Raw genomic sequence first — 12602 nt, forward strand, 5'->3', positions numbered from 1 at the left:
CCCAATACTCCTTAATCGCTAATTCGGCTGTTTAGACAGCTTCAACCCTGCACGACGCAGGTGGCCAGGTGTGCTGCAAGCGCATCCCAGGCAATGCTTTGTTGTTCGCCCTGGCCACGCAGGGGTTTGAAACCTACCACTTGCTGGGCCATTTCGTCGTCACCGAGGATCAGCGCGTACAGCGCGCCGCTCTTGTCGGCCTTCTTGAACTGGCTTTTGAAACTGCCGGCGCCGGCATTCACTTGCAGGCGCAGGTTGGGCAACTGATCACGAACACGCTCCGCCAGGGTCAGGCCGGCCAGTTCGGCAGCTTCACCGAAGGCACAGAGGTAGACGTCGACCTGGCGGGAGATCTCTTGCGGGATCTGCTCCAGGGTTTCCAGCAGCAGCACCAGGCGTTCGATGCCCATGGCAAAGCCAACACCGGCGGTCGGCTTGCCGCCCATCTGCTCCACCAGGCCGTCGTAACGGCCACCGGCACACACTGTGCCCTGGGCGCCGAGTTTGTCGGTGACCCATTCGAAAACGGTCTTGCTGTAGTAATCCAGCCCGCGAACCAGCTTCGGGTTAATCACGTAGGGAATGCCGGCGGCGTCCAGGCGAGCCTTGAGGCCCTCGAAATGCACGCGGGATTCTTCGTCGAGGTAGTCGGCCATTTTCGGCGCATCGACCAGAATCGCCTGTGTCTCGGCGTTCTTGGTGTCCAGTACCCGCAACGGGTTGGTCTTCAGGCGACGCTGGCTGTCTTCGTCCAGCTTGTCCAGGTGACCGGACAGGAACTCGACCAGTGCTTCGCGATAACGAGCACGGGATTCGCTGGTGCCCAGGCTGTTGAGCTCGAGTTTGACCGCATCGCGGATGCCCAGTTCGCCCCACAGGCGCCAGGTCAGCACGATCAGCTCGGCGTCGATGTCCGGACCGTCGAGGTTGAACACCTCGACACCGATCTGGTGGAACTGGCGATAACGGCCTTTCTGCGGACGCTCGTGGCGGAACATCGGGCCGATGTACCAGAGTTTCTGAACCTGGCCGCCGCCGGTGATGCCGTGCTCCAGCACCGCGCGCACACAGGCCGCCGTGCCTTCAGGGCGCAGGGTCAGGGAGTCGCCGTTGCGATCGTCGAAGGTGTACATCTCTTTTTCGACGATGTCGGTCACTTCACCGATGGAACGCTTGAACAGTTCGGTGAACTCGACGATCGGCATGCGGATCTGCTTGTAACCGTAGTTATCCAGCAGGCGCGAAACGGTGCCCTCGAAATGACGCCACAGAGGGGTCTGTTCGGGCAGGATGTCATTCATGCCACGAATGGCTTGCAGAGACTTGCTCACTATAAATCCTTAAATTCGTTCGGCTCTTCAGTCAGGTTCAGCCGCGCGCGATAACGGCAGCGTCAGCTTCGACCTTTTCGGCCGCTTTCTGGCGGATCAAGCGTTCAAGCTCATCCACCAGATTGTCATTCGTCAGCTTCTGCGACGGCTTGCCGTCGATGTAAATCAGGTTCGGCGTGCCACCGGTCAAGCCGATATGGGCTTCCTTGGCTTCGCCCGGGCCGTTGACCACGCAACCGATAACCGCGACATCCAGCGGCACCAGCAAATCTTCGAGGCGCCCTTCCAGCTCGTTCATGGTCTTGACCACATCGAAGTTCTGCCGCGAGCAGCTCGGGCAGGCGATGAAGTTGATGCCACGGGAACGCAGATGCAGGGATTTGAGAATGTCGTAGCCGACTTTCACTTCCTCGACCGGGTCGGCCGCCAACGAGATGCGGATAGTATCGCCAATCCCTTCGGCGAGCAGCATACCGAGGCCCACGGCAGATTTCACCGTGCCGGAACGCAATCCACCGGCTTCAGTGATGCCCAGGTGCAGCGGCTGGACGATTTCCTTGGCCAGCAAGCGGTAGGCTTCGACGGCCATGAACACATCGGAGGCTTTCACGCTGACCTTGAAGTCCTGGAAGTTCAGGCGTTCAAGGTGCTCGACGTGGCGCAAGGCAGACTCGACCAGCGCAGCCGGGGTCGGCTCGCCGTATTTCTTTTGCAGGTCTTTTTCCAGGGAACCGGCGTTCACGCCGATACGGATCGGGATACCGCGGTCACGGGCGGCATCCACCACCGCACGCACGCGGTCTTCGCGACCGATATTGCCCGGGTTGATCCGCAGGCAATCGACACCCAGTTCGGCTACGCGCAAAGCGATCCGGTAGTCGAAGTGAATGTCGGCAACCAGGGGTACTTTGACCAGCTGCTTGATCTTGCCGAAGGCTTCGGCGGCGTCCATGTCCGGTACGGAGACCCGCACGATATCGACGCCGGCCGCTTCCAGGCGATTGATTTGCGCGACAGTGGCCGCGACATCATTGGTGTCGCTGTTGGTCATGCTCTGCACAGCGATAGGCGCATCGCCGCCAACAGGCACGTTACCGACCCAGATCTTGCGGGATTCGCGACGTTTGATTGGAGATTCGCCGTGCATGACTTATTGACCCAATTTCAGGCGAGCAGTCTCGCCACTGGTGAACGGAGCGACATCAACCGGCTGGCCGTTGTAGCTGACCTGAGCGCCGCGGGCAAAGCCCAGGCGCACGGTAAACGGTGGTTTGCCATTGACTGCCAGGCTGTCGCCTTTGCGTTTGAGACCGCTGAACAGCACCTTGCCGCTACCGTCGGTCACTTGTGTCCAGCAATCGGCGGTGAACTGCACCTTGACCTGGCCTTGACCGGCCACTGGCGCGGCTACCGCTGGAGCAGGAGCCGGAGCGACAGGGGCCACCGGTGCAGTCACCACAGGGGCCGGGACGGCAGGAGCTGCCGGAACCGGAGTTGCCGGCGTGGTGTGCGCGGATACGGCTGGTGTGGTCGGCGCTGCCGGGGCGACTGGTGCAGTCGCTTGAGCCTGCTCTGGTGCTTCAGCCGGAGCGTCGGCCTGTGGCAGCGCGAGGGCGGTTCCGCCTTCGGTCTGACCTTCCACGACGGCCTGGTCTTCCGGCTCGTCCAGCGGGTGAATCTGTGTCGTACCGTCGGCGCCTTCGACTTCAACGTGCTCTGGTGCCAGACCGATCAGGTCCTTGGTGCGCATCGAGGTCTGATCCTGCCACCAGACAAAACCACCGCCAATCACCGCGACCAGCAACAGCAGGCTGACGATTCGCAAGATGGTGTGGGAAACCCGGACCGGTTCTTCGATACGACCCAGGCTGTGAACACTGCTGCCCTGGGAATCGGTACCGGTGGATTGATCGAATTGCTGGACCAGAACGGCCTGGTCCATGCCGAGCAATTTGGCATAGGCACGAATGTAACCACGGGCAAAAGTATGCCCGGGCAGCTTGTCAAAGGCGCCTGCTTCCAGATTGCTCAGGGAAGTGGTGGTGAGGTTGAGCTTGAGGGCCACTTCGGCCAGCGACCAGCCATTGCTTTCGCGGGCCTGGCGCAAAATCTCACCGGGGTTTACGCGATTCGCTGCTACAACTTCGGGATGCGCCGCTTTCATCATTGCTCCGACAGGTATTGCTGATATTCCGGCGTACCGGGATAGAGTCTTTTTAGTTGCAGGCCGGCACTTGCGGCCTTGTCGCGGTCTTCGAACACTTTTGCCAGCCGAATGCCGAGCAACAGACTACGTGCATTTTGTTCGGAGAGCTGGCTAAAACGGTCGTAATAGTCACGTGCGGGCACATAATGCCTGTCTTCGTAAGACAACTCAGCCATTTCCAGCAATGCACGAGGTTGTTGGCGGTTCAGGCGCAGGGCTTTTTCCAGTTGCTGCAGGGCCAGATCACGCTGACCGAGCATTGCAGCAGTCATGCCCAGGTTCTCGAACACCCGCGAACGCTCAGGATACAGGGTATCGGCAGCGGCTTGTTCAAAGCGCTCGTAGGCTTCCTTGTAACGTTTCTGCTCGAACAGAAAACTGCCGTAGTTATTGAGGATTCGTGCATCGGCAGGACGGGAAGACAGTGCCTTGCGAAAATGCTCGTCGGCAAGTGCAGGTTCCATCTCGGCCTGGAACACCAGCCCCAACGCCGCATTGGCATCCGGGTCGGAGCCATCCAGATCCAACGCTTTCTTCAGCGGAACCTTGGCGCGCTCGGTCATGCCTTGTTGCAAATACCCGATACCGAGTTGCACATATGCCTGACGCGCTTCATCACGGCCCTTGCTGGTCTTCATCGGGTTGTAATCGCCCGAAAGCACGCAGCCAGCACACAGGCTGGCCAACAGCAAAAGCAGCGCAAAGCGCAGGGACATAGAGTTCCTCTCTTGGTTATTTCGCGGCGTCTTGCGCTACATCGTTGTCGGCGTTGAGTTCACGCACGGCGATATAACGTTCGCTGCGACGGGTGCGATCCAGCACCTGCCCTACCAACTGACCACAGGCCGCATCGATGTCTTCACCACGGGTGGTGCGGACGGTAACGTTGAAACCGGCATGATGAAGCTGATCCTGGAAACGACGAATGGCGTTGTTGCTCGGGCGCTCGTAACCGGAGTGCGGGAACGGGTTGAACGGGATCAGGTTGATCTTGCACGGGATGTTCTTCAGCAGCTCGATCATTTCCACCGCGTGCTCGACCTTGTCATTGATGTCTTTGAGCAAGGTGTATTCGATGGTCAGCACGCGCTTTTCGCCGAGATTCGACATGTAGCGCTGGCACGACTCGAGCAGCATCTTAAGCGGATACTTCTTGTTGATCGGCACCAATTGGTTACGCAATGCGTCATTTGGTGCGTGCAGGGACAACGCCAGGGAGACGTCGATGTGCTTGGAGAGCTCATCGATCATCGGCACCACGCCGGAGGTCGACAGGGTCACACGGCGCTTGGAAATGCCGTAGCCCAGGTCGTCCATCATCAAATGCATGGCCGCGACGACGTTGTCGAAGTTCAGCAGCGGCTCACCCATGCCCATCATCACCACGTTGGTGATGGCACGGTCGACGGTTGCCGGGACGCTGCCAAAGGATTTGTTGGCAATCCACACCTGGCCGATGACTTCGGCGGCGGTGAGGTTGCTGTTGAAGCCTTGCTTGCCGGTGGAGCAGAAACTGCAATCCAGGGCACAGCCTGCCTGGGACGAAACGCACAGGGTGCCGCGTTTGCCCTGGGGAATGTACACGGTCTCGACGCAGCTGCCGGACGCCACGCGCACCACCCACTTGCGGGTGCCGTCGCTGGAGATGTCCTCGCTGACAACTTCCGGACCACGGACCTCAGCAACAACCTTGAGTTTTTCACGCAAGGCCTTGCTGACGTTCGTCATGGCATCGAAATCATCGACACCAAAGTGGTGAATCCATTTCATTACCTGACCGGCACGGAAACGCTTCTCCCCGATTGAGTCGAAGAATTTTTCCATTTCCAGCTGAGTCAGACCCAGCAGGTTAATTTTTACAGTCGATGTAGTCATGGATTCACCTTCACTCTTAAGCCAATGCTTAGCGAGTGGTTACTTCAGTAGCTGCGAAGAAGTACGAGATTTCGCGAGCGGCAGCGGCTTCGGAGTCCGAACCGTGTACAGCGTTGGCGTCGATGGAGTCAGCGAAGTCAGCACGGATGGTGCCGGCAGCAGCTTCTTTAGGGTTGGTAGCGCCCATCAGCTCACGGTTCAGAGCGATAGCGTTTTCGCCTTCCAGAACCTGAACGACAACCGGACCGGAGATCATGAAAGCAACCAGGTCGTTGAAGAAACCACGAGCGCTGTGCTCAGCGTAGAAGCCTTCAGCTTCGGCTTTGGACAGTTGCTTCAGCTTCGAAGCTACAACGCGCAGGCCAGCTTTTTCGAAACGAGTGGTGATCTCGCCGATAACGTTTTTAGCAACGGCGTCAGGCTTGATGATGGAGAAAGTACGTTGAACAGCCATGGTGTAACTCCAGAAACGGTAATTTACGAAAAATTAAACCCGCGAATTATACGCGGGTTCTCGGGTATTGCCTAACCTGCGGCGTGGCTCAGTGGCGTTCTTCGATCCAGTTGGCCTGAATGGCCTCCAGGATCTTTTCGCCACAATGCTCAGGCATGTCGTCGAAATCGGGCAGTTCCATCACCCATTTACGCAGATCGACGAAGTTGACCGACATAGGGTCCACGTCGGGCTTGCTTTCAGCCAGCTGGATCGCGATCTCCAGCACATCAGTCCACTTGAGTTTCATGACAATTCCTTGAATCAGTGCGCTGCTTCGGCTGCGTGGTTGAGCGAGTACTTCGGAATTTCGACGGTCAGGTCTTCGGTACCGACCTTGGCCTGACAACCCAGGCGCGATTGCGCTTCCAGCCCCCAAGCCTTGTCAAGATAGTCCTCTTCCAGCTCGTCAGCCTCTTCCAGCGAGTCGAAACCCTCGCGGATGATGCAGTGGCAGGTGGTGCAGGCGCAGACGCCGCCACAGGCACTTTCCATCTCGATGTGGTGCTCATGGGCCAGCTCGAGGATGGACGTACCGGTCTCAGCCTCTACAACCATGCCTTCGGGGCAGAACTTCTCGTGTGGCAGAAAAATGACCTGCGGCATCGTTATTCCTCAATCTCATTCAGGTTGCGCCCCGCCAGCGCGGCTTTCACCGTCGAGTCCAGGCGGCGGGCAGCAAAGGCGTCGGTCACTTGCGACAGACGCTTGGTCTGCTGCTCGATGGCGTAACCATCGGTACCTTTCATCAGTTCGGTCAGTTCCTGCACCTGCATGTCGATAACAAGGCGCTCTTCGGCGTCAAGCAAGCGCTCGCCATCCGCCTCCAGAGCAGCCTGCACCGCCTCGATCAGGCGCTGGGCGTCGACCTGCTGCTCGCGCAGTACGCGGGCAACCTTGTCGTCATTGGCGTGCTGGAACGAATCCTTGAGCATCCTGGCGATTTCGCCGTCGGTCAGGCCGTAGGATGGCTTGACCTGGATGCTGGCCTCAACGCCCGAACCCAGTTCGCGGGCGGAAACGCTGAGCAGACCGTCGGCATCGACCTGGAAGGTCACGCGAATCTTCGCCGCGCCAGCCACCATCGCCGGAATGCCGCGCAATTCGAAGCGCGCCAGGGAGCGACAGTCACTGATCAGCTCGCGCTCGCCCTGCAATACGTGGATCGCCATGGCCGACTGGCCGTCTTTATAAGTGGTGAAGTCCTGGGCGCGGGCGACGGGGATGGTGGTGTTGCGCGGAATCACCTTCTCCATCAGGCCGCCCATGGTTTCCAGTCCCAGGGACAACGGAATCACGTCCAGCAACAGAAGCTCGTCACCGTCGCGCTTGTTGCCGGCCAGGGTATCGGCCTGGATCGCAGCACCAATGGCGACCACTTGATCCGGGTCGATTTCAGTCAGCGGCTGGCGACCGAAGGCTTCGGCGACGGCTTCGCGAACGCGAGGCACGCGAGTCGAACCACCGACCATGACCACGGCATGCACGTCTTCCAGTTCGATCCCGGAATCACGCACCGCACGACGGCAGGACCTCAGGCTTCGAGCGACCATCGGCTCGATCAGCGCATTGAAGGCTTCGCGGGTCAGTTCGGCTTTCCAGTCGCCATGGGCCACTTCAACGGCCGCAGCATTGGTCAGGGCTTCCTTGGCCGCACAAGCGGTTTGCAGCAAATTGCGTTGCGCACCCGGATCGAGGTCGGCGGACAGGCCGGCGCTCTCGATGATCCAGCCAGCGATCGCGTGGTCGAAGTCATCGCCGCCCAAGGCGCTATCGCCGCCGGTAGCCAGGACTTCGAAGACACCGCCGGTCAGGCGCAGAATCGAAATATCGAAGGTGCCGCCGCCCAGGTCATAAATCGCGACCAGGCCTTCGGCGTGCTGATCCAGACCGTAAGCCACGGCTGCCGCGGTCGGCTCATTGAGCAAACGCAGCACGTTCAGACCGGCCAGCTTGGCCGCATCCTTGGTGGCTTGACGCTGAGCGTCGTCGAAATAGGCCGGAACGGTGATCACCGCGCCCACCAGTTCGCCACCCAGGGTCGCTTCAGCACGCTGACGCAAGACCTTGAGGATATCGGCAGAGACTTCCACCGGGCTTTTCGGGCCCTGGATCGTGTCGATGAACGGCATGTGCGACTCGCCATCGACAAAGCGGTACGGCAACTGATCACCCAGCTGCTTGACGTCGGACAGACCACGACCCATCAAGCGCTTGACCGACAGCACGGTGTTCAACGGATCGGTGGCGGCGGCCAGCTTGGCGGATTCGCCAACCTCGACGCGATCGGCGTGGTAGCGCACGGCAGACGGCAGGATGACCCGCCCTTCTGCGTCGGCAAGTGGCTCGGAAAGACCACTGCGCAATGCAGCGACCAGCGAATTGGTAGTACCCAAGTCGATCCCCACAGCCAGGCGACGCTGGTGCGGTTGAGGACTTTGGCCGGGTTCGGCGATCTGCAGTAGGGCCATCGTTATCAGGACTTATCTGTATATCAGGCGTGCGACCGGAGCGGCACTGGGTTAATCGTCGAGGCGCTCTTCTAACTGGCGCACTTCGTAGGTGAGCTTGTCGAGGAACTGCATGCGCCGCATCAGGCGTTCGGCCTGCTCACGGTGCGCGGCATCGTTCCAGCAAGCTGCGAAGCTTTGGTTCAATTCATCCTGGGCAGCCTTCAGGCGACGCTTGAAGACGGCAACGCCATTGAGATCGGCGCTGTCCTGCAGGTCTTCGAGCTCTTCACGCAACTCCATCTGCTGCAAAAGAAACTCCGGATCATGCACCGTGACCTCCAGCGGCAGCTCGCCACCATTCAAGGCGAGCAGGTAACGCGCGCGCTTGGGTGGGTTCTTGAGCGTCTGGTAGGCCTCGTTGAGGCTCGCGGATTGCTCTAGCGCCAGCCGTTGCTCACGCTCGGAAGCGTCGGCAAAGCGGTCCGGATGAACACTGCGCGCCAACTCACGGTAGCGCGTAGCCAGCTGATCGAGGTCCAGATCGAAACTCGGTTGCAGCTCAAATAAAGCGAAATGACAAGGAGTACCCACGACAAGCCTCAGATGTTGAAGCTTTCGCCGCAGCCACATTCACCGCGTACGTTGGGGTTGTTGAACTTGAAGCCTTCGTTCAACCCTTCCTTGACGAAATCGAGCTCGGTGCCGTCCAGGTAGGCCAGGCTCTTCGGGTCGATGATCACTTTTTCGCCGTGACTTTCGAACACCTGGTCCTCTGCAATCACCTCGTCGACAAACTCCAGCACGTAGGCAAGGCCGGAACAGCCTGTGGTGCGAACACCCAGACGAATCCCTTCACCTTTGCCGCGCCCGTCGAGGGAGCGCCGCACGTGTCGAGCAGCCGCTTCTGTCATGCTGATAGCCATCGGTGACTCCTTACTCGTCGCCAAAACTCGAAAATCAGATCAAGCCTTTCTTCTGCTTGTAATCGCGAACGGCCGCTTTGATAGCGTCTTCAGCGAGTACCGAGCAGTGGATTTTCACTGGCGGCAGGGCCAGTTCTTCAGCCAGCTGGGTGTTCTTGATGGTTTCCGCTTCGTCCAGGGTCTTGCCCTTCATCCACTCGGTAGCGAGGGAGCTGGAGGCGATAGCCGAACCGCAGCCGTAGGTCTTGAACTTGGCATCTTCGATGATGCCGGCGTCGTTGACCTTGATCTGCAGGCGCATCACGTCGCCGCACGCCGGAGCGCCGACCATGCCGGTGCCGACATCAGGATCTTCCGCGTCCATCTTGCCGACGTTGCGCGGGTTTTCGTAGTGGTCGATGACCTTTTCGCTGTAAGCCATGATTCTAAATCCTCACTCATCAGGGCCGCTCTTGAGACCCTGCAGTTGCGCTGCGTTTACCGCCGCGCTGCTACAGGACCTGTATCCGGCGGCTTCTTTGTTTAGTGTGCCGCCCACTCGATTTTCGAGATATCGACGCCGTCTTTGTACATGTCCCACAGCGGCGACAGAGCGCGCAGCTTGGTAACAGCCTCGCAGACTTTCTGCGCGGCGTAGTCGATTTCTTCTTCGGTGGTGAAACGGCCGAAGGTGAAGCGGATCGAGCTGTGTGCCAGTTCGTCGTTGCGGCCCAGGGCGCGCAGTACGTACGAAGGTTCAAGGGACGCCGAGGTGCAGGCCGAACCGGACGAAACCGCCAGATCCTTGAGCGCCATGATCAGCGACTCGCCTTCAACGTAGTTGAAGCTCAGGTTCAGGTTGTGCGGAACGCGGGCGGTCATGCTGCCGTTGACGTACAGCTCTTCCAGGTGCTCGACCTGCTTGTAGAAACGGTTGCTCAATGCCTTGATGCGCGCGTTTTCGGCAGCCATGTCTTCCTTGGCTACCCGGAAAGCTTCACCCATGCCGACGATCTGGTGGGTCGCCAGGGTGCCGGAACGCATGCCGCGTTCGTGGCCGCCACCGTGCATGGTCGCTTCGATACGTACGCGTGGCTTGCGGCTTACGTACAGGGCGCCGATGCCTTTAGGACCGTAGGTCTTGTGGGCGGAGAACGACATCATGTCGACTTTCAGCTTCGAAAGGTCGATCTCGACCTTGCCGGTGGACTGAGCGGCGTCGACGTGGAACAGGATGCCCTTGGAACGGAGCAGTTCGCCGATCGCTGCGATGTCGTTGATGGTGCCGATTTCGTTGTTCACGTGCATGACCGAAACCAGGATGGTGTCGTCGCGCAGTTCGGCTTCGATCATCTCAGGGGTCACCAGACCATCGGTGCGAGGCTCGATGTAGGTCACTTCGAAACCTTCACGCTCCAGTTGGCGCATGGTGTCCAGGACAGCCTTGTGCTCGATCTTGGTGGTGATCAGGTGCTTGCCCTTGGTGGCATAGAAATGCGCCGCACCCTTGATTGCCAGGTTGTCGGATTCGGTGGCACCGGAGGTCCAGACGATTTCACGCGGGTCGGCGTTGACCAGGTCAGCGACCTGACGACGGGCGTTTTCGACGGACTCTTCGGCTTTCCAGCCGAACACGTGGGAACGGGACGCCGGGTTACCGAAGTTTCCGTCGACCAGCAGGCATTCACTCATTTTTTGCGCAACACGCGGATCAACCGGGGTGGTCGCAGAGTAATCAAGGTAAATCGGCAATTTCATGGACTATCTCCTAAATCAGGCTGGCTGGCGTGCCGCTAGCTCTTCGGCTGTCATTCGACGGCGGACGCTTCAATCTTGTCCAGGCGTGGCGCCTTGCTGTTGCAACGGCGCTGGTCCTGACGCTGGGCTACTTCTTGCACCTCACGGCGAGTCACAAGATCAGCCAAGCTGATACCGCTCAGAAATTCGTGAATCTGCAAGCTCAGATCGCACCACAAGTGGTGAGTCAGGCAAGTGTCGCCGGAATGGCAATCACCCTGCCCTTGGCATTTGGTTGCATCGACCGATTCGTTCACCGCATCGATCACCTGGGCGACCTGGATGCCCTGCATGTCGCGGGACAATTGGTAGCCACCGCCCGGACCACGCACGCTGGACACCAGATTGCTGCGGCGCAATTTGGCGAAAAGCTGTTCGAGGTAGGACAGGGAGATGCCTTGGCGCTCGGAGATATCGGCCAGGGACACGGGCCCGTGCTGCGCGTGCAATGCCAGATCGAGCATGGCGGTCACGGCGTATCGGCCTTTTGTAGTCAGTCGCATGGACAATTACCACGGAGTTCGGAATGAGGCGAGTATGCAATTCCCGAGTATTTAAGTCAACTATTAGACCTAGTACTTTAGTCAGGTTTACCCGCAAAAGAGCGGGCGCATCATAGCAAAGGCTGGCTGCGGACAGCCAGCAATACCGAGTTACCGTTCTTCGCGAGCAAGCCCGCTCCCACAGGGATTTATGGTGCTCACACAATCTGTGTATCACCCAAGACCTTGTGGGAGCGGGCTTGCCCGCGATGAAGTCGACTCGGTCTAGCTAGCCTGACTCTGATCCTTGTCCTTCACACACGCAAAGTCTTCTTCGCGCAGCTCAGGCAGATCTTTCGCACAATAATTGCTGCCCAGATCCTTCAACGCCCCGCACATCCCCTCCAGACGCCCATCGACCGCCTGCAGGTGATCGAGCAGCTGACCAATGGCACGCGCCACCGGGTCGGGCATGTCTTCAGTCACGCCGTAGGCATCGAAGCCGATTTTCTCGGCCATGGCCTTGCGCTTGGCGTCCTGCTCGACATCGGGCTTGACGATGATCCGCCCCGGAATACCCACCACAGTGGCACCCGGCGGCACTTCCTTGGTCACGACGGCATTGGAACCCACCTTGGCCCCGGCACCGACAGTGAACGGGCCCAGCACCTTCGCGCCCGCCCCGACCACGACGCCATCACCCAAGGTCGGGTGACGCTTGCCCTTGTTCCAGCTGGTGCCGCCCAGGGTCACGCCCTGATAAATAGTCACGTCATCGCCGATTTCGGCGGTTTCACCGATAACGATGCCCATGCCATGGTCAATGAAGAAACGACGACCGACCTTGGCACCCGGATGGATCTCGATCCCGGTCAGCCAGCGGCCGAAATTCGACACCAACCGCGCCAGCCATTTCAGGTCCGCGCGCCACAGCATCGCCGACAAACGGTGAATCCAGATGGCATGCATGCCGGGGTAGCAGGTCAGGACTTCAAAAGCGTTACGCGCCGCCGGGTCTCGGTGGAATACGCTCTGGATATCTTCACGCAAACGCTCGAACATC

15 protein-coding genes are annotated in these 12602 nt (G+C 59.4%); all 15 read right to left on the minus strand.

Annotated features, from left to right (window positions below; all coding sequences use genetic code 11):
• Window positions 1–41: 41 nt before the first annotated feature.
• On the minus strand, window positions 42–1331 hold the full coding sequence (hisS, locus tag AC3IT9_RS23550) for a histidine--tRNA ligase (protein WP_489271140.1): 1290 nt from the start codon (window positions 1329–1331) through the stop codon (window positions 42–44).
• A gap of 37 nt (window positions 1332–1368) precedes the next feature.
• Window positions 1369–2478, minus strand: coding sequence for a flavodoxin-dependent (E)-4-hydroxy-3-methylbut-2-enyl-diphosphate synthase (gene ispG, locus AC3IT9_RS23555; RefSeq protein ID WP_003185136.1), 1110 nt, complete (start codon window positions 2476–2478; stop codon window positions 1369–1371).
• Window positions 2479–2481: 3 nt separating this feature from the next.
• Entirely contained in the window at window positions 2482–3495 is a 1014-nt protein-coding gene (locus AC3IT9_RS23560; protein ID WP_489271141.1) for a RodZ domain-containing protein, read from the minus strand.
• Window positions 3495–4253, minus strand: a complete 759-nt coding sequence (gene pilW, locus AC3IT9_RS23565) for a type IV pilus biogenesis/stability protein PilW (RefSeq protein WP_150726785.1) — start codon at window positions 4251–4253, stop codon at window positions 3495–3497. Before pilW ends, AC3IT9_RS23560 begins: the two co-directional genes overlap by 1 nt.
• A gap of 16 nt (window positions 4254–4269) precedes the next feature.
• On the minus strand, window positions 4270–5412 hold the full coding sequence (rlmN, locus tag AC3IT9_RS23570; protein WP_150754508.1) for a dual-specificity RNA methyltransferase RlmN: 1143 nt from the start codon (window positions 5410–5412) through the stop codon (window positions 4270–4272).
• Window positions 5413–5440: 28 nt separating this feature from the next.
• On the minus strand, window positions 5441–5866 hold the full coding sequence (gene ndk, locus AC3IT9_RS23575; RefSeq protein ID WP_007903599.1) for a nucleoside-diphosphate kinase: 426 nt from the start codon (window positions 5864–5866) through the stop codon (window positions 5441–5443).
• Window positions 5867–5954: 88 nt separating this feature from the next.
• Window positions 5955–6155: a Fe-S cluster assembly protein IscX gene (iscX, locus tag AC3IT9_RS23580; protein ID WP_150726786.1), complete on the minus strand. Its 201-nt coding sequence runs from the start codon at window positions 6153–6155 to the stop codon at window positions 5955–5957.
• 14 nt (window positions 6156–6169) lie between these two features.
• Window positions 6170–6511, minus strand: a complete 342-nt coding sequence (fdx, locus tag AC3IT9_RS23585; RefSeq protein WP_007982752.1) for an ISC system 2Fe-2S type ferredoxin — start codon at window positions 6509–6511, stop codon at window positions 6170–6172.
• A 2-nt stretch (window positions 6512–6513) separates the two neighbouring features.
• Complete coding sequence (gene hscA / locus AC3IT9_RS23590) at window positions 6514–8376, minus strand: Fe-S protein assembly chaperone HscA (protein ID WP_150754509.1); 1863 nt, start codon at window positions 8374–8376, stop codon at window positions 6514–6516.
• Between the two features lie 51 nt (window positions 8377–8427).
• Window positions 8428–8949 carry a co-chaperone HscB gene (hscB, locus tag AC3IT9_RS23595; RefSeq protein WP_150726788.1) on the minus strand — a complete coding sequence of 174 codons (522 nt, stop codon included), beginning with the start codon at window positions 8947–8949 and terminating at the stop codon, window positions 8428–8430.
• Window positions 8950–8957: 8 nt separating this feature from the next.
• Window positions 8958–9281, minus strand: a complete 324-nt coding sequence (gene iscA / locus AC3IT9_RS23600) for an iron-sulfur cluster assembly protein IscA (RefSeq protein ID WP_489271142.1) — start codon at window positions 9279–9281, stop codon at window positions 8958–8960.
• Window positions 9282–9315: 34 nt separating this feature from the next.
• Entirely contained in the window at window positions 9316–9702 is a 387-nt protein-coding gene (iscU, locus tag AC3IT9_RS23605) for a Fe-S cluster assembly scaffold IscU (protein ID WP_007974006.1), read from the minus strand.
• 101 nt (window positions 9703–9803) lie between these two features.
• Window positions 9804–11018 carry an IscS subfamily cysteine desulfurase gene (locus AC3IT9_RS23610; RefSeq protein WP_150754510.1) on the minus strand — a complete coding sequence of 405 codons (1215 nt, stop codon included), beginning with the start codon at window positions 11016–11018 and terminating at the stop codon, window positions 9804–9806.
• A 50-nt stretch (window positions 11019–11068) separates the two neighbouring features.
• The gene (iscR, locus tag AC3IT9_RS23615) at window positions 11069–11560 is read right to left on the minus strand and encodes a Fe-S cluster assembly transcriptional regulator IscR (RefSeq protein ID WP_003227911.1); all 492 of its coding nucleotides are present in this window, start codon (window positions 11558–11560) and stop codon (window positions 11069–11071) included.
• Between the two features lie 264 nt (window positions 11561–11824).
• Window positions 11825–12601, minus strand: coding sequence for a serine O-acetyltransferase (cysE, locus tag AC3IT9_RS23620; protein WP_150726858.1), 777 nt, complete (start codon window positions 12599–12601; stop codon window positions 11825–11827).
• Window position 12602: the final 1 nt, after the last annotated feature.

The organism is Pseudomonas sp. KH_046_1 (assembly GCF_057839025.1).

Excerpts from the sequence above, each read along its gene's own strand:
- ispG (WP_003185136.1), bottom strand. The coding sequence starts at position 2,478 with ATGCACGGCGAATCTCCAATCAAACGTCGCGAATCCCGCAAGATCTGG.
- AC3IT9_RS23560 (WP_489271141.1), bottom strand. The coding sequence starts at position 3,495 with ATGAAAGCGGCGCATCCCGAAGTTGTAGCAGCGAATCGCGTAAACCCC.
- pilW (WP_150726785.1), bottom strand. The coding sequence starts at position 4,253 with ATGTCCCTGCGCTTTGCGCTGCTTTTGCTGTTGGCCAGCCTGTGTGCT.
- rlmN (WP_150754508.1), bottom strand. The coding sequence starts at position 5,412 with ATGACTACATCGACTGTAAAAATTAACCTGCTGGGTCTGACTCAGCTG.
- ndk (WP_007903599.1), bottom strand. The coding sequence starts at position 5,866 with ATGGCTGTTCAACGTACTTTCTCCATCATCAAGCCTGACGCCGTTGCT.
- iscX (WP_150726786.1), bottom strand. The coding sequence starts at position 6,155 with ATGAAACTCAAGTGGACTGATGTGCTGGAGATCGCGATCCAGCTGGCT.
- fdx (WP_007982752.1), bottom strand. The coding sequence starts at position 6,511 with ATGCCGCAGGTCATTTTTCTGCCACACGAGAAGTTCTGCCCCGAAGGC.
- hscA (WP_150754509.1), bottom strand. The coding sequence starts at position 8,376 with ATGGCCCTACTGCAGATCGCCGAACCCGGCCAAAGTCCTCAACCGCAC.
- iscA (WP_489271142.1), bottom strand. The coding sequence starts at position 9,281 with ATGGCTATCAGCATGACAGAAGCGGCTGCTCGACACGTGCGGCGCTCC.
- iscU (WP_007974006.1), bottom strand. The coding sequence starts at position 9,702 with ATGGCTTACAGCGAAAAGGTCATCGACCACTACGAAAACCCGCGCAAC.
- AC3IT9_RS23610 (WP_150754510.1), bottom strand. The coding sequence starts at position 11,018 with ATGAAATTGCCGATTTACCTTGATTACTCTGCGACCACCCCGGTTGAT.
- iscR (WP_003227911.1), bottom strand. The coding sequence starts at position 11,560 with ATGCGACTGACTACAAAAGGCCGATACGCCGTGACCGCCATGCTCGAT.
- cysE (WP_150726858.1), bottom strand. The coding sequence starts at position 12,601 with ATGTTCGAGCGTTTGCGTGAAGATATCCAGAGCGTATTCCACCGAGAC.